This is a genomic window from Pectobacterium atrosepticum (genome assembly GCA_019056595.1).
Taxonomy (GTDB): domain Bacteria; phylum Pseudomonadota; class Gammaproteobacteria; order Enterobacterales; family Enterobacteriaceae; genus Pectobacterium; species Pectobacterium atrosepticum.
This window is the reverse complement of sequence record CP036163.1, coordinates 1,253,597-1,269,864: the sequence shown is the minus strand read 5'-3', so window position 1 is coordinate 1,269,864 and position 16,268 is coordinate 1,253,597. Positions and strand designations below refer to the sequence as shown.

The following is a 16,268-nucleotide window of genomic DNA, read 5'->3' as shown; positions in this document are numbered from 1 at the left end:
TGTAGCCAAACAAGACAGGGGCGAGAGACCATGCGACAGAAACGTCAGCAGGGTTTTACGCTGCTGGAAATGATTCTGGCGATCGCTATTTTTGCGGCGCTGAGCCTCAGCGCGTTTCAAGTGCTGAACGGCGTGATGCGTAATGATGAAATCTCACAGCGCAAAGCAGATCGTCTTGCTGAAATACAGCGCGCTTTCTCACAAATGGACAGCGATTTTTCTCAGATGATTGCACGCGGCAGTAGAGGAAGCACCTCGATATTTTACGCCGGTCGCGATCAGGTAAAAAGTGATGACTGGGGCGTCAGCTTTATGCGTAATGGCTGGCAGAATCCGTTTGGCATATTGCCGCGTTCTGAACTTCAGCCTGTGGCCTATCGGCTGCGGGAACACACTCTGGAACGGTTAACCCACTCGGTGCCTGACCCGATTGAGGGACTCGATCCTGGCGTAAAACCGCTTCTCACACAGGTTGACGGTTTCCGCCTGCGCTTTTTCAGCAATAAAACCTGGCGCGATCGCTGGGATAACACGACGCAATTGCCACAAGGGATTGAAGTGGTGCTGACCTTAAGGGATTACGGAGAAATGTCGCGTATGTTCTTGATTACCACCGGACCGGTTAAATGAGGTCGCGTCAGCGCGGTGTTGCGCTGCTGGTGGTGCTCTTGATTCTGGCATTAATGGTGACCATTGCTGCGGTGATTACAGAGCGCACGGGTAAAGCGTTTATGCGCACCGAGAATCACCTGAGCCGCCAGCAGGCGAAATGGTATGCATTAGGGGCGGAGACGCTGAGTGGTCAGATATTACTGCGCGATGCGCGGAATATGCCGGGGCGCACGTTTGCCGGACAGAACTGGTCGCAGCCGGGGCACCGTTTCCCCGTGGACGGCGGGGAAATCATCGGCCAGATTAGCGATGCGCGCACCTGCTTTAATCTGAATGCGATCAATCAAGGCGTGGATAACGAAAGCACGCTGGTGAAAACGCCTTATCCGGCACAGGTTTTCCGTTTGCTATTGAAAAACCTGGGTGAGGATGCGGATCGTGCAGAAAAAATTACTGCGGCGGTGCGAGACTGGATTGACGCAGATAACTATCCATCGGCGAACGGTGCAGAAGACGAGGTCTATGCCACGTTGCCAGTGCCTTATCGTACTGCCAATCAAAGAATGAGTGAAATCAGCGAATTACGAGCCGTTTATGGCATGGACAGCGATCTCTATCGCCGATTATTACCCTATGTCTGTGCGCTACCAGTGGATGCGATGTCCATTAATATCAATACGTTGACCGAATTTGATGCTCCGTTGTTATCCGCCGTGTTCCTGAATGAAATGACGATGTCGCAGGCAAAAGCGCTGGTGCAGCAACGCCCACGTATGGGATGGGCAAGTATTGAGGTTCTGCAACAAACAGGGGCATTGCCCCCGAATAGTAAAAATACGGCGCAGCGGGTGCTGGCAGTAAAAAGTGAATGGTTCTTTGTAAAACTCCAGGTGCGCGTCGGTGACAGTGATTTTCATCAACGCAGCTTGCTTCATCTGAGTGGACAAAAGATACAGGTTGTACAGCGGCAATATGGAGGATATAGGACGGTGAATCCATGAAAATAGCGGGAAAATGGAAGCGAAAAACCGCAAAAACCCCATTAAATCGAGGAACGGTTGTTCGACATCCGTGCCTCATTGTTCGTCTTCCGGTAGAAGAGCAGGGAGAGATCGAATGGCAGGTTCGTTCATCCAATGGGGAGAATTTACTGAGTCAGGGGCGTGGTAGCGTAGAACTGGTTCGTCCGGTGTTGGCGGCCTATCCGTCCGTGACGTTTACCCGCGTACTAGTACCGGCAACTGACGTGACGTTTTATGCCCTGACGTTGCCCCGACAGGCGCGGCGTCAGTTGACTCAAATCGTGCCGTTTATGCTGGAAGATCAGTTGGCTACAGAAATTGAAAAACTGCATTTTGCCGTGTTGGACATTCACGGCGATGATGGCACGGTCGCAGTGGTGGAAAAAAAACGGATGCAGCGCTGGCTGGCGCAGTGTGATGCGCTGGGGCTCAGCGTTGATGCTTTATTGCCTGACGCCTGCGTATTGCCGAAACATCAGGATGGCTGGAGCGCGTTACAGCATGACGATATGTGGCTGTTTCGCCAGCCGACCGGCCATGCCATGGCGGCGGAATCGTCCTGGTGTGGCGATCTGCTGAAGGCGTCTATGCCGTTGCCTGCGATATACAGCTACAGCGGCGTATCGGTTGGCGGTGAGCTGTCGCAGTACGAATGGCAGGAGGAGGGCGAGTGGAAAGCACAGCCGGAAACGGATCTTTTCACACTGGCTGCAACGGCGCAGTTACCCGCCTCTGTCGATCTACGGCAAGGCGATTATGCGCCGGAGAAAGCTTGGCAAAACACTCTGCTGCCATGGCGTGGCGTTGGGATAGCTTTTGCCTGTTACCTTCTGTTGGTCGTGGCGGATGCGGGTTGGGCGCACTATCAGCTTTATCAACAGGCTGAGCATTGGCGACAGGAAAGCGTGCGTGTCTATCGGCAAATTTTCCCTTCCGAGAGCAATGTCGTTAACCCGCGTGCGCAGATGCAGCAGCACCTGCAACGTACGGCTGCTGGGGGCTCAGGGAAAGGGCTGCTGGAGCAATTAAATCCCTTGCAGCAACTGATGACGCAGAATAGCGCTATCAAAATTCAGTCGCTGTCTTACGACGGTGCTGCTGGTGAATTCCGGCTGGCGTTGCAGGGCACGTCGTATCAGGAGCTAGAGCAATTTCAGCAGCAGGCTGCCGCCTATTATCAAGTTCAGGCGGGGGAGATGCGGCAGGAAAACGATCGGGTTGAAGGTCGCTTAACATTAAGGAGCCAGCAATGAATGAATTACGGCAACGCTGGCAGACAATGAGTCAGCGTGAACGTCAGCTTATGGTGATGTGCGCGGCGGTGCTTCTGCTCTGTCTGGTGTATTACGCTATTTTTCAGCCGTGGCAACTGCGGGAAGATCAGTGGGAGCGTACGATTTCCCGCGAGCAACAGACTGTCAGTTGGATGCAGAAGCAGGCCTCCTCGATTCCGCAGGGAAATCAGGCGCAGGGGGAAAACAGTCAGAGAGAAACCAGTCTGCCGATTTTGATCTCGCAAAGCACCAAGCGTTATGGGCTGACCGTCGTACGTTTGCAGCCGCAGGGCAATCAGGCATCGGTAACGCTAGCCAAGAGTGATTTTAATAGTCTGCTTCGCTGGCTGAGCGAACTGGAACGGCAAAACGGCGTGCGTGTCGTGTCGCTGGATGTGAATGCCGTCGAGCAAAGCCCGGGAATGGTGGATGTCACTCGGCTTATGTTGGAACGGGCGGATGAAGCTTAAATCCGGCATCGGCGCAGGTGTCGCTCTGGTTCTGGCCTATGGGCTGTTCCTGACGTGTTATGCACCTGCCCGTTTGCTCACTGCGATGCCGCTGCCCGCCGGAATGGCGATCGCGCAGGCCACTGGAACGCTATGGCAGGGGAACCTGCAACGGTTTAGCTGGCGCACGTTAACGTTGGACGATGTGCACTGGAAAATCACCTTTTCAGGTTTTATGCCCGCGCTCGAGATTGCGTTTAAAAACCCGGAAGGCATTGAAGGTAAAGGCATTATTCGCGGCTGGCAGCAGCCGCAGTTTTATCAATGGCGGCTTTCTGTTCCGGCTGGCTATTTATTCAGCCAGTTGCGTTTTATTGTGCCCATTGGGGCGGAAGGAAATGTGCAGCTAAATCTGCAAGAGGCGACGGTCGATCGTTCAGGCTGTCAGTCGCTGGATGCTAACGTCATTTGGCCAGATGCACGAGTGAAAACCCCACTGGGTGGGCTGGTGTTGGCGACGCCTCAGGCCACGTTGCGTTGCGAGCAAGGGGCGCTAGAAGCGAGCCTGCGGCAGGTTTCCTCTCATCTACAGCTGTCTGGCAAAGGTAGCGTTACGCCGAAAGGTGAATATCGTTTTACGGGGCGGCTTAGCAGCGGGAATGATTTACCGGCGACCATGAAAAAACTGCTGGCGACTACCGGTAAAGTGGACGAGCAGGGAGCCAGAACGCTGAATTTTCAGGGGCGTTTGTTGTAACAGGGATCATCGTTGCGTAGTCGATCGTAAGAATTAGCAGCACTCCATTGTTAGGGTTGGTGCTAGCCGCAAAGTATGAAACGCTCATCTATACCACTTCTTTATCAATAATCAGGGACTAACGTGGACGATTTAAGGGAATTCGCACAAGTGTTTCCGGCATGGTGGTTGGGTGCGCTGGGCGTGTTGGGGCTGATTGTTGGTAGTTTTCTAAACGTCGTGATTTACCGTCTGCCGATTATGCTGGAACGAAGCTGGCAGCAGGACCTCGATCTTCAGGCCGGAATGACCGATTCCAGCCCTGACAGTACACGCTACAACCTGTGGTGGCCGCCGTCGTCTTGCCCGCACTGCCAGCAGGTTATTGCGGTGAAAGATAACATCCCGCTGTTCAGCTGGTTGTGGCTACGCGGTCGCTCCCGCTGCTGTCATCAGTCAGTGTCTGTGCAATATCCGCTGGTGGAAGTTATCACCATGCTGGCTTTCCTGACGGCGGGTTTGCTATGGCAGCCCAGTATGGCGTTGTGTGGGGCGTTGATTCTACTGTCTTTCCTGTTGGTACTGACCGTCATTGATATCAAAACGCTGTTGCTGCCGGATGTGCTTACGCTGTCGCTTCTGTGGGTAGGGCTGCTGTTTAATCTCTCTGAGACGTTTGTCCCAGTGGGGGATGCCGTGGTGGGCGCGATGGCGGGTTATTTATCTCTGTGGCTACTCTATTGGGTATTCAAATACGCGACCGGTAAAGAGGCGCTGGGGTATGGTGATTTTAAGTTGCTGGCCGCGCTAGGTGCCTGGCTGGGCTGGCAGGCGTTACCGAATTTGGTTTTGGTTGCAGCGCTGAGTGGATTGGTCGTTACTCTTGTCTGGCGCGGGTTGCGTAAAGAAGATACGGCTAAACCGCTGGCCTTTGGCCCGTGGCTGGCAATCGGCGGCGTGTTCGGTGTGATAATGAACGGGCTAAGTCTGTAGAACATGGCAAAGATAATGCTGAATCATTAACTGAACGGTGAGTGACGGGCATAAAAATAGGCTGAGGGTATAAATACCATCAGCCTTTTGTATCTCTGTGTGTGTGCCCTTCAGCGAATAAATCTTTGTCGGGCAAATGACAGGTTATTCTACCATCAGCATAAAGGTACTCACCCAAACGACTAAACAGAATGAGATACCCATAAAAAAATACTTCACCGATTTATTCTCCAGCAGAAACCACGCCAGCAACGATCCCGATTGTGCGTTTTATTATGGAAGGAAATAATTACGCTGTTGGTTATATCACCGAAGGGTAATCTTTCCCGCTGTCATCACTAGAGTCACACCAGTTATGACGGGATCGGCGCTAAATTTACGCCGAGTGAGGGGGGGAATTCAATAGGTCCAGAGACTATATTTTCAAAATAGCATTAAAAAGCGTTGAACCGTTTCACAGGCTGGAAAAACCGGGGGAATGCCGATGAAAATCGTACCTTATTCCCCCAATTCCTGACGGCGTTATCTTCGGGGGTAACGCCTCATTAATAGCCGAGTGATAGTATTGTTACCTGCTCATAAATAGGCTAATTATTTAGATGGTTGGCCTAATCTCTCCATCCCATCGCCGGCGCGATATGTTTCAGAATTGCTTCGATAACATGCGCATTATAATCAACGCCCAGTTGGTTCGGTACGGTTAGCAATAGCGTATCCGCTTCGGCAATAGCTTCATCCTGCTTTAACTGTTGGATGAGCGCTTCTGGTTCGGCGGCATAGCTGCGTCCGAAAATCGCGCGTGTTTTCTCATCGAGGAATCCGACCTTGTCGCTATCGTTACTGCTTCCGCCGAAATAGGCGCGATCGCGCTGATCCATCAGTGCAAAAATACTTCGGCTGACAGACACGCGCGGTGAGCGCGTATGCCCAGCTTCAGCCCATGCGGTCCGATAGGCACGAATTTGCTGCGCCTGTTGGATATGAAAAGGTTCGCCAGTTTCATCATCCTTTAGCGTGGAGCTTTGCAGATTCATTCCCAGCTTCGCTGCCCATACTGCCGTGGCATTCGATCCTGCACCCCACCAAATTCGTTCGCGTAACCCATCCGAATAAGGTTCCAGACGCAACAGGCCCGGTGGATTTGGGAACATTGGCTGTGGATTCGGTTTCGCAAACCCTTCTCCGCGCAGCACATCCAGCAGTGCCTCGGTATGATGCCGTGCCATATCCGCCTCAGACTGACCTTCTGCGGGCTGATAACCAAAGTAGCGCCAGCCATCGACTACTTGTTCAGGGGAACCACGGCTGATGCCAAGCTGCAAACGACCCCCTGATATCAGGTCGGCGGCGCTGGCATTTTCAGCCATATACAGCGGGTTTTCGTAGCGCATGTCGATGACGCCGGTGCCAATTTCAATGCTGCGGGTTTTCGCGCCAATGGCCGCGAGCAGTGGAAAAGGTGAACCCAACTGGCGGGCAAAATGGTGGACCCTGAAATAGGCACCGTCAGCGCCCAGTTCTTCAGCGGCGACAGCAAGATCGATGGATTGCAGTAATGCATCTGCCGCTGAGCGTGTGCCGGACTGCTGCGACGGCGTCCAGTGACCAAATGATAAAAATCCAATCTTCTTCATAGGGTATTTATCCTTATATTCAGACAAATATTTAGCACGTTCGCCCTGCACAGCAAGGTGCTACAAATTCAGTAATGGGAACACTCTACGCGATTAATAGTGAGAATAAATATCATTTTTTTAACGTAATAATTCAGTTTATCTGACCAAGCGTTAGCAGGATAAACAATCTTTTTGGCAGATAATTTCTGACGTTGTTCGTGTCAATAGCGACCTGGTTATTTAGGGAAAACGCTCCTCGGTTTATCTACTCCAAAATTGGTATCTGAATATTATTATGAGCGAGATCAGTATTTTCTTTTTCTTTATCGCTGTATTATTTTATATATAACGAAAATTAGGATACCAACATGATAAAGAAATTTGGCTACACGCTGTGGTTTACCGGGCTATTTTTGGTGTTTTCTAACGCCTGGGCAGCGCGTCAGGTGACCGACCAACTGGGGCGCGATGTGACTATTCCTGACCACGTTAATCGCGTAGTGGTGTTGCAGCATCAAACCTTAAACCTGTTGGTGCAATTGGATGCACAGGACAGCGTCGTTGGTGTGTTGTCCAGTTGGAAGAAACAGCTGGGAGAGCATTATTTACGATTGGCACCACATCTGGCGGATTTAACGATGCCGGGCGATCTCACGCAGGTCAATATTGAAAGCCTGCTGAAGCTATCGCCGCAGGTGGTCTTTGTCGCTAATTATGCGCCGCCGGAAATGATTGCACAGATTGAACGGACGGGAATTCCGGTTGTGGCGATCTCGCTGCGTCAGGATCAGCCGGGCGAGGCCGACAAAATCAATCCTACGATGAGTGATGAAAACACCGCGTATAACGAGGGGCTCAAAGCTGGAATTCGGCTGATTGGTGAGGTGGTTGAGCGCCAGAAACAGGCCGAAGCGCTGATTGACTATACCTTTACGCAACGGCAAAACGTTAGCGCGCGTCTGGATTCCATTCCAGAAGAAAAGCGAATCCGCGTGTACATGGCTAACCCAGACCTGACAACCTACGGTTCAGGAAAATATACCGGCCTGATGATGTCGCATGCAGGAGCGTTGAATGTGGCGGCAGCATCGATAAAAGGCTTCAAGCAAGTATCGATTGAAAATGTATTGGTTTGGAACCCACAGGTAATTTTTGTGCAGGATCGCTACCCGGATGTCGTGAAGCAGATTGTCAACGATCCGGCCTGGCAGGCGATTGATGCGGTGAAACAGCATCGAGTCTATCTGATGCCGGAATATGCTAAAGCTTGGGGTTATCCGATGCCGGAAGCGTTAGCGATTGGTGAATTGTGGATGGCGAAAAAGCTGTATCCAGAGCGCTTTGCCGATATCGATATGCAAAAAGCCGCTAATGAGTATTACCAGCGCTTCTACCGTATGGACTACCGTGCGGAAGCTTCCGCGGCACAATGAGTTATCGCACCTACCGGATCACACTGCTCACGGTGGTGATGTTGACGCTGTTGATTGCCGTGTGCTCACTGGGGATAGGTCGTTTTAGCTTATCCCCGTGGCGCATCGTCCAGATCCTTGTCGAGCCGCTATCTGGCGATAACCCTTTACTTGGGGATATCGAGCGGCAAGTGGTATGGAATGTACGTTTACCGCGCGTGTTATTAGCCTGGTGTGCAGGTGCGGCGCTGGCACTGAGCGGAGCCACGCTGCAGGGTGTTTTCCGTAATCCGCTAGTCGATCCGCATATTATTGGCGTGTCTGCCGGTGCGGCCTTCGGCGGTACGCTGGCGATTCTATTAAGCTGGACGCCGCTGCTTTTGCTGCTGTCGGCGTTTACGTTCGGCATGTTGGCGCTCTTGTTGATTTTCATGATGGCTGCCGCCTTCGGTAAGCAGAACGTACTGATCCTGATTCTTGCTGGCGTCATCCTCAGCGGCTTCTTCGGTGCGCTGGTTAGCCTGATGCAATATCTGGCGGATACCGAAGAAAAGCTGCCGAGCATCGTGTTCTGGCTGCTGGGTAGCTTTGCGACCGCGCACTGGAATTCGCTGATTACGATGGCGGTGCCGTTAGCGCTTGCGGGGGGATTGCTGCTGCGATTGCGTTGGCATGTGAACGTGTTGTCGATGGGCGAGCAAGACGCTCGCGCGCTGGGTGTGGCCGTGCAGCCGTTGCGCTGGCTCATATTAAGTTTATGTGCCGCGATAGTGGCTGCTCAGGTAGCGGTTAGCGGCAGTATTGGCTGGATTGGGCTGGTTATTCCCCACGTTGCACGTAGGCTGGTGGGGGCCGATCACCGCCGATTGCTGCCGGTGTCGCTGTGGCTGGGTGGCGGCTTTATGGTGTTGGTAGACGATCTGGCACGTAACCTCAGTGAAGCCGAGATCCCGTTGGGCATTCTGACGGCGCTGCTCGGCGCACCACTTTTTGCCGTGCTGTTGTATAAAACACAGCGACAGGGTAGAGGACACTAGCATGCCGAGAATCAGGCTATCGACAGAAGCACTGGTGTATGGCTACCCGCAGGGGCAGGGCTTTTTTTCACCGTTAAATCTGTGCTGTCGGGAAGGCGAAATTACGGCGATTCTGGGTGCGAACGGCAGAGGGAAAACCACACTGCTGAATACGTTATTGGGAAACTTATCGCCGCTTTCCGGGACGATTCAGCGCGATGGGCACATCGGTTTTGTGCCACAAATATTTACCCCACCGTTTTCCTATAGCGTCTTGGATATGGTGCTGATGGGGCGGGCGGCGCGTGTTCGGCTGTTTGCTATGCCCTCTGCCCATGATATCCGCGTGGCTCAGAATGCGCTGACTCTGCTGGGAATCGCCTCGCTTGCCGAGTGTGAATTTAGCGCGTTGTCCGGCGGGCAACGGCAGCTCGTATTAATCGCGCGGGCATTGGCATCGGAGTGTCAGACGCTGATTCTGGATGAGCCGATGGCGGCGCTTGATGTGCAAAATCAGGCGCAGGTGCTGCGGTTATTACAGCATCTGGCTAAAACGCAACGTCTGAGTATCCTGTTGACCACACACGACCCAGCTCACGCCGTGATCATTGCAGAGCAGGCGCTGCTTCTTATGGATAATCAGCGCTATCTTTATGGCCGCTGTGATGACGTGTTGACGGAAGATAACCTATCTCGTCTGTACGGCATTCCGGTGCGTCAGGTTTACGTGGAAATGGCGCCGCAGCCGTATCGTGCGCTGATACCGATATTAACCATGACGGAGCCACAATGACCGATCCCCTTCGCCTGTATGCTGCTGGCAGCCTACGCCTCGCATTTGCTCCTTTGCTGGCGACATTCAGTGAACGTTATGCGGTGGAAGTGATACCGACTTTCGGCCCCGCGGGGCTGCTGAGTGAAAAAATGATGCGCGGTGACGCGGTGGATATTTTCGCATCGGCAAATTGCGCGCACCCTTTGCGCTTGAAAACGCGGGGACTGGCGGAGGAAACCGCCGTGTTTACGCGCAACCATCTTTGCATCGTCATGCGCAATGTACCGGAACTGACCTCGCAGTCTTGGTTGATGGCGCTGCTTGACCCTCGCTTTGTGCTGTCAACCTCAACGCCGGGCAGTGACCCCGGTGGGGATTATGCTTTTCAGCTCTTTGATCGCATTGAACGCCTGCATCGCGGATGGGGAAATCAGCTGCGCAACAAGGCGAAACCGCTGGTGGGTGGGGGACTAGACCATGCGATTCCGGCGGGTATGACGGCAGGGAGTTGCCTGATTCGGACCGGGCAGAGCGATATGCACATTGGCTATGCCAGCTATCTGCCATTGCTGCTCAATCAGCCAGATTTGCATGTGGTTCACTTACCCGATCCTTATCGCATTGATGCCGAGTACATGTTGGCCATCATGAAGCCAGCCCGGCGTGAAGCCCGACTGCTGGCGAACTATCTTTTATCCCCTGAAGGACAAGGTTTTTTGGTGAGTAAAGGATTCGTCTCGCTGTTTTAGTGGGGCTGCGGGAGGTAAATCGGTCAACGATGGCGAACTCTGCTATGATTGCGACATATCTGCGCCGTTCTTTGGCTCGGCGTCACCTTTCGTTATTTCGTCCTTGGTAGAGTAATCACTGTGAGTACAACCTCTTTTTCTTCCCTCGCGCTGCCGGCAGAGCAGTTATCCAATCTTAATGAACTGGGCTATACCGAAATGACGCCAGTCCAGGCGGCGACGCTGCCAGCCGTTCTGAGCGGCGCAGACGTGCGGGCCAAGGCGAAAACCGGTAGTGGCAAAACGGCGGCATTTGGGATTGGGTTGCTAGATCGTATTGTCGTCAGCGATTTTACCACGCAGGCGCTGGTGCTATGTCCGACGCGTGAACTGGCCGATCAGGTCAGCAAAGAACTGCGCCGTCTGGCGCGTTTTGCGCAAAACATTAAGATTTTGACACTGTGCGGCGGTCAGCCGATGGGGCAGCAGCTCGATTCACTGGTCCACGCACCGCACATTGTTGTCGGTACGCCGGGGCGTATTCAGGATCATTTACGCAAGCAGTCTCTGGCTTTAGATAGCCTGAAAGTGTTGGTGCTGGATGAAGCGGATCGCATGCTGGACATGGGCTTTACTGACGCCATTGATGATGTGATTTCCTATACGCCGTCCGATCGTCAAACACTGCTGTTTTCCGCTACGTACCCGCAAGAGATCGAACAGATCAGCGCACGGGTTCAGCGTCAGCCGCAACGTTTCGAAATAGCAGATGACGTGGAAGAGTCGGCCATTGAACAACGTTTCTATGAGACAACGAAAGATCAGCGCCTGCCGCTGTTGATTGCCATTCTGAGCCATTATCAGCCAGCATCCTGCGTGGTGTTTTGCAACACGAAACGTGATTGCCAGAGCGTATTTGAGGCACTGGAGATGCGCGGGATTAGCGTATCGGCATTGCATGGCGATTTGGAACAGCGCGACCGCGATCAGGTTCTGGTGCGTTTCTCTAACCGTAGCTGTCGCGTGTTGGTAGCAACGGATGTTGCGGCTCGCGGTCTTGATATCAAAGAGTTGGCGCTGGTGGTGAATTTTGAGCTGGCTTTCGATCCTGAAGTTCACGTTCATCGCATTGGCAGAACAGGCCGCGCGGGGACGCAGGGTCTGGCTGTGAGCCTGTGTACGCCACAGGAAATGAACCGCGCTAACCTGATTGAAGACTATATCGGTATGCGAATTAAATGGACATCGGCGGATGAGATTAGCCGCAGTGGTGATGTTGCGCTCGAACCTGAGATGATGACGCTGTGCATTGATGGTGGCAGAAAGGCCAAAATCCGTCCCGGCGATATTCTTGGCGCGTTAACTGGCGATGTAGGATTAACGGCAGCGGAAGTCGGGAAAATTGATATGTTCCCTCTACATGCTTATGTCGCAATCCGTAAAGACAGTGCTAAACGTGCGCTGCAACAGCTCCAGAAAGGCAAAATCAAAGGAAAAAGCTGTAAGGCCAGATTGTTAAAGTAACCGGTGGCTGATATACCAGACAGGGTAGGATGAGAGTCACTGGGTAACAGACAGGAGTGTTAAGGGCGGATGCAGACAACAGAAATCGATCTGCGGCTGACGGAAGTGAGCCAGCAGCTAACGATGGTGCTGGTGCCGGGATTGCGGGACAGCGATGACGAGCACTGGCAAAGCCATTGGGAACGGCGTTTTCCTCACTGGCAGCGTATACGCCAGCGGGAATGGTATCAGGCCGATCTGGATCGCTGGGTGTTGGCGATCCGCCGTGAGCTCAGTGTCTGTACACAGCCTGTGATTCTAATCGGCCACAGTTTCGGTGCGCTGGCCGCCTGCCATGTTGTGCAACAAGGGCAGGAAGGGATCGCGGGTGTTATGCTGGTGGCACCAGCCGAGCCCATGCGCTTTGAGATTGACGATCGTATTCAGGCCTCACCGCTGTCGGTTCCAACACTGACATTTGCCAGCCATAACGATCCGCTGATGAGTTTTACTCGCGCCCAATACTGGGCGCAGGCGTGGGATAGCGAACTGGTTGATGTGGGGGAAGCTGGACATATTAATGCAGAAGCGGGATTTGGTCCCTGGGAATATGGCCTGAAAAGATTAGCTGAGTTTTCGGAAATACTCATTCCTAATCGTTAATCGGCCGGTTTCCATCAAGTCGATATCTTAAACTATTAAGATAACGTTATATTTTTATTTAATGCCAGGGCAATGCGATTATCTGTCTTGGCATCTATTTATTATTAAGACAGCTCTTCTTGATCGCCTGAACCATGCAGCATTTCTTGAATCTGCTGATAAACTTCGGCGGCAGACAAATTGCTATATGACGTTTTACTCTCAAAATGTAATACCTGTTCACCACCAGAACTATGAAGAGCGCTCATGAGTGCCAAATCTTCCTGTGTGATGCGCTGTCCTGTATAGGCATCAAACATTTCAGAATTACCATCTGGGTATTTAATCACAGAAACCAGCTTGCCGTTGTACAAAGGAATACCCGTCGTTGCCAGAGAATATTCGGCTGCGGCTTTTTGCTGCGCCTTGATCTGTTCAGGTGGCTGGGCATCTTTCTCTTCAGTAGCGCGCTTCTTTTGAGAAGACAGCGTGACCTTCGTACTCTCGTTCGAGTCCGGCATATTTTGAGAGTCTGAGTTTGCTGATGTGTCGGTTTTATTACTTGGGCTGATGGCTGCAACGACAGTCGGATTTGCAGCCGCGCCAATAGGGGGCATGGTAGCCGGGGTCGTCGCACTCACGAGTTGAATATCTGGAATTACCACAGTATAACTCCTTCTTATATCTATTTAATGCTGGTAATGGTTTTTACCAGTGAGTTACTTCAGTGTGTTAAAACCACATACGTTAATGCCAAAATTGCTGAAATGTAGGTCACTGACGCAAGCAGGTTAATTACCTTCCTTGGAAGAGGCATCAATCTGCTGAGTATAATTTCCTATTATTCAACACCATGACGTTAAATAAATGGTTCAGTCAGAACACGGTTAATGTAAAACAGTATTTATGCCAAACACGATCTATGCAAAATGCAGTTGCATTAAAAACACCCTATCAAAAAAGGTATCGGCTATTTTTTTTGCTTCATTAATATCCAAAAGGCATAAGATTTAACTTTTTGATTACTAACCGTGTGATTTTTTGTGACCAAACATATCAGTTTTTAAAAAATAGATAACTATCATGGTATTAGCAGGGATCGGTAGTGCCTCATGCCATGTATGTGCTCTACAAGTGCGGGGGAACGCGATACACTGTTTTCCTTATCTTTGCTCTGTTAAGAAGTGCTATGCCCAGTATTAAACTGACGGTTAACTATTTGTATCGGCAATCAGGTGAAACGCGAGAAGCGTCACAGGCGACAGCCCGCGTATTTGCGGGTGATGATCTCATTGCTACTGAGGTGATTACCGGTATGACGGAAAGCCCAGTCGATAAGTATTTGCACTACTCAGGGCCTGAAAATCGGCCTGTCCGTGTTGAATGGGATTGTCAGGGCACAACCGTGATGACGGTTTCTACGGTGGAAATCTGCCCCTGCTGTCACCATGATTAGTTTAATATGCTGAAGTTGTGCGCTGCTTTTGAGCGATTCACTTTCATGATCGATACACTAAACAACGCGAGTTGCAGAAAACCAACGCACATGCGGCTTGAAGTATGACGGGTAGACAAGGTGAATGTATGAGATTAGCAGTATCAACCTTAATAGCCTGTGGACTGTTGACGGCAACATGGGAAGCGCATGCTGGCTGGTATGTCGTAAGCAATTACGAAGGCCACATTGGGCCTTATCCAGTACATTTTTCATTGCAGAAATACAGCTCAGACCAAGATAAAAATCTTCTCGGGAGCTATTTTTACGATAAATACCGAGCGCCGATTCCTCTGTATGGACGACTCACGGAAACGTCGCTTGAGATCTGCGAAATCCACTCCCCGCAGGATTATGATAAATATATCATTGAGGGCGTTAAGTCCGGTATCGATACAACCCACTGCCCGTTTAAATTGACGGAAATAGGGGAAGAACTCCGTGGCGAGTGGTCAAACGGAAAGGCACGTTATGATGTTAGTTTACGGCGTGTGGCATCCTTTGACGATAGCGAGCAACCCGCAAAGCTAGAAGGGCAGGTTGATATTCCTTTCTGGGGACAAACGGCGACGCATAGCTTCGTTGGGGTGTATCAAAACAGCGATACAGGGATGGTTGTTGAGGGAATCAAGGCGATCAATAAGAAGAGCGGCAATGTCGATCAACTTCTCAAACCTGATTTTCAGCAATGCCAGTTTGGTTTTTTCATGACACCAATTTATATGAATATTGAGAACGGTGTAGATAACCATAGCATTACGCTGAACTGCTATTCCCATGGTGGAGGCGATATTCTATTGGAATACCGTTTTGATGCAGGCAACCAGCATTATGACGTGGTTAGCGAGTAAAGATCCTAACGGGTTAGGATCTTTACTGATTTATTATATATAAATCACATGCATTATTTTGCAGGCTAAATATACAATGATTTATTGTTGTAAATAAATGATTTTTACTTCCCCCTCTTTCTTGTTAAAAGTATTCCTTCCTACACTTTCATTATGGTTACATTTTTTACTATTGATAGTGTTGATTTTAAAAGGACTATCCGTTGCCAAAGGAGTTAATATGCTTTCAGGAAAGAAAACGATTCTAGTATTCTCAATGTTGTTCGCCACTTTTTCTTCACATGCAGATAATTTCCCTAAATTGAACCAAGCGTTGCCATCCGGAATTGATGCACGAGCCATTGCGCCTGTATTTGATTTTGATACAGATGGTTGCCTTCCTAGCGCTGGAGTAAGTCGTAGCGGCGTACAGAATGGAGGGTTGAAACCATCAGGAAATATAACGGGTGGGTGCCGATGGAGTAACTTTCTCGACTCGTCAAATACATTGCATCGATACGCCTGTGTTAATTCTGCTGGATCTCGTTATTGCGGTAGCTTCTATGCGCTCTACTTTTTAAAAGACCAGATACTGAATGGTGTAAATTCAGGCCACCGCCATGATTGGGAACATGTGGCTATTTGGACTAAAAATGGTGTGGTGACGCACGGTAGCTACAGTGCACATGGTAAGTTAACGACCAAAGAGGCGTCGAGTATCGACAAGCAGGATGGTCATCTGAAATTTTCTTATCACAAAGATGGACCATTAACCCATGCTTTCCGCTTTTCTAAAACGAATGAACAAGCGGAAAATCCGTATAGAAAATTTGTCACGCCAGATCTTATCAGCTGGTACTCAATGCTTGGCGATGGTATTAATAATCAAGAGTTGCGTAACCTATTAAATGCGTTTGATTATGGTTCAGCTTCGATTCCTCTTAAAGACGGGAATTTCCTGACTAACCTGAATAATGGCCGCCCGGCCGGTTACCCAGAATTTACAGATGCCAGTATAACAGTATCGAAATAATCATGATAAGAGAGGTATGCTCAAACATACCTCTTTCTATTGTGGGGTATTTTCCTGTTTTGCGCTTCTCAATGTATTGAAACCTTTTAATGTTGGCTTCTCATTACTGATTGGGGACGTAATGCATGAGAA

18 protein-coding genes are annotated in these 16,268 nt (G+C 50.8%); 15 read left to right on the top strand and 3 right to left on the bottom strand.

From position 1 onward, the window contains the following. The first annotated feature begins 30 nt into the window (after positions 1-30). From gspJ to DCX48_06385, 6 genes are all read left to right on the top strand, one after another. Positions 31-630, top strand: a complete 600-nt coding sequence (gspJ, locus tag DCX48_06410) for a type II secretion system protein GspJ (GenBank protein QXE14174.1) — start codon at positions 31-33, stop codon at positions 628-630. Beyond that, on the top strand, positions 627-1,613 hold the full coding sequence (locus DCX48_06405) for a general secretion pathway protein GspK (protein ID QXE14173.1): 987 nt from the start codon (positions 627-629) through the stop codon (positions 1,611-1,613). Before gspJ ends, DCX48_06405 begins: the two co-directional genes overlap by 4 nt. Next, positions 1,610-2,887, top strand: coding sequence for a type II secretion system protein GspL (gene gspL, locus DCX48_06400; GenBank protein ID QXE14172.1), 1,278 nt, complete (start codon positions 1,610-1,612; stop codon positions 2,885-2,887). Before DCX48_06405 ends, gspL begins: the two co-directional genes overlap by 4 nt. Then, on the top strand, positions 2,884-3,378 hold the full coding sequence (locus tag DCX48_06395; GenBank protein QXE14171.1) for a type II secretion system protein M: 495 nt from the start codon (positions 2,884-2,886) through the stop codon (positions 3,376-3,378). The genes gspL and DCX48_06395 overlap by 4 nt, the downstream gene beginning before the upstream one ends. Then, complete coding sequence (locus DCX48_06390) at positions 3,368-4,114, top strand: type II secretion system protein N (GenBank protein QXE14170.1); 747 nt, start codon at positions 3,368-3,370, stop codon at positions 4,112-4,114. Before DCX48_06395 ends, DCX48_06390 begins: the two co-directional genes overlap by 11 nt. A gap of 123 nt (positions 4,115-4,237) precedes the next feature. Beyond that, positions 4,238-5,086 (top strand): prepilin peptidase, encoded by an 849-nt coding sequence (locus tag DCX48_06385; GenBank protein QXE14169.1) that lies wholly within the window; start codon positions 4,238-4,240, stop codon positions 5,084-5,086. Positions 5,087-5,230: 144 nt separating this feature from the next. Here the strand turns inward: DCX48_06385 and ypdK are convergent, their stop codons facing one another. After that, positions 5,231-5,305 (bottom strand): membrane protein YpdK, encoded by a 75-nt coding sequence (ypdK, locus tag DCX48_06380; GenBank protein ID QXE17166.1) that lies wholly within the window; start codon positions 5,303-5,305, stop codon positions 5,231-5,233. A gap of 389 nt (positions 5,306-5,694) precedes the next feature. Continuing rightward, positions 5,695-6,720, bottom strand: coding sequence for an LLM class flavin-dependent oxidoreductase (locus tag DCX48_06375; protein QXE14168.1), 1,026 nt, complete (start codon positions 6,718-6,720; stop codon positions 5,695-5,697). Positions 6,721-7,070: 350 nt separating this feature from the next. Between DCX48_06375 and DCX48_06370 the strand changes: the two genes are divergently transcribed. The 6 genes from DCX48_06370 to DCX48_06345 all read left to right on the top strand — a co-directional run bounded on the left by DCX48_06370 (position 7,071) and on the right by DCX48_06345 (position 12,799). After that, positions 7,071-8,135, top strand: a complete 1,065-nt coding sequence (locus DCX48_06370) for a hypothetical protein (protein ID QXE14167.1) — start codon at positions 7,071-7,073, stop codon at positions 8,133-8,135. After that, positions 8,132-9,151 carry an iron ABC transporter permease gene (locus DCX48_06365; GenBank protein ID QXE14166.1) on the top strand — a complete coding sequence of 340 codons (1,020 nt, stop codon included), beginning with the start codon at positions 8,132-8,134 and terminating at the stop codon, positions 9,149-9,151. The genes DCX48_06370 and DCX48_06365 overlap by 4 nt, the downstream gene beginning before the upstream one ends. 1 nt (position 9,152) lies before the next feature. Next, positions 9,153-9,923 carry an ABC transporter ATP-binding protein gene (locus DCX48_06360; GenBank protein ID QXE14165.1) on the top strand — a complete coding sequence of 257 codons (771 nt, stop codon included), beginning with the start codon at positions 9,153-9,155 and terminating at the stop codon, positions 9,921-9,923. After that, positions 9,920-10,654: a molybdate ABC transporter substrate-binding protein gene (locus DCX48_06355; protein ID QXE14164.1), complete on the top strand. Its 735-nt coding sequence runs from the start codon at positions 9,920-9,922 to the stop codon at positions 10,652-10,654. The genes DCX48_06360 and DCX48_06355 overlap by 4 nt, the downstream gene beginning before the upstream one ends. A 120-nt stretch (positions 10,655-10,774) precedes the next feature. Then, positions 10,775-12,157 carry an ATP-dependent RNA helicase DbpA gene (dbpA, locus tag DCX48_06350; GenBank protein QXE14163.1) on the top strand — a complete coding sequence of 461 codons (1,383 nt, stop codon included), beginning with the start codon at positions 10,775-10,777 and terminating at the stop codon, positions 12,155-12,157. A 69-nt stretch (positions 12,158-12,226) separates the two neighbouring features. Then, the gene (locus DCX48_06345) at positions 12,227-12,799 is read left to right on the top strand and encodes an alpha/beta hydrolase (protein ID QXE14162.1); all 573 of its coding nucleotides are present in this window, start codon (positions 12,227-12,229) and stop codon (positions 12,797-12,799) included. A gap of 104 nt (positions 12,800-12,903) precedes the next feature. On the opposite strand, the gene DCX48_06340 is transcribed toward DCX48_06345, so the two are convergent. Beyond that, entirely contained in the window at positions 12,904-13,443 is a 540-nt protein-coding gene (locus tag DCX48_06340; protein ID QXE14161.1) for a hypothetical protein, read from the bottom strand. A gap of 524 nt (positions 13,444-13,967) precedes the next feature. Between DCX48_06340 and DCX48_06335 the strand changes: the two genes are divergently transcribed. The 3 genes from DCX48_06335 to DCX48_06325 all read left to right on the top strand — a co-directional run bounded on the left by DCX48_06335 (position 13,968) and on the right by DCX48_06325 (position 16,136). Continuing rightward, a complete protein-coding gene (locus DCX48_06335) occupies positions 13,968-14,234 on the top strand; it encodes a hypothetical protein (GenBank protein ID QXE14160.1) in 267 nt (88 codons plus the stop codon). Positions 14,235-14,362: 128 nt separating this feature from the next. Beyond that, positions 14,363-15,124: a hypothetical protein gene (locus tag DCX48_06330; GenBank protein ID QXE14159.1), complete on the top strand. Its 762-nt coding sequence runs from the start codon at positions 14,363-14,365 to the stop codon at positions 15,122-15,124. Positions 15,125-15,344: 220 nt separating this feature from the next. Then, positions 15,345-16,136, top strand: coding sequence for a sugar-binding protein (locus DCX48_06325; GenBank protein ID QXE14158.1), 792 nt, complete (start codon positions 15,345-15,347; stop codon positions 16,134-16,136). The last annotated feature ends 132 nt before the right edge of the window (positions 16,137-16,268 follow it).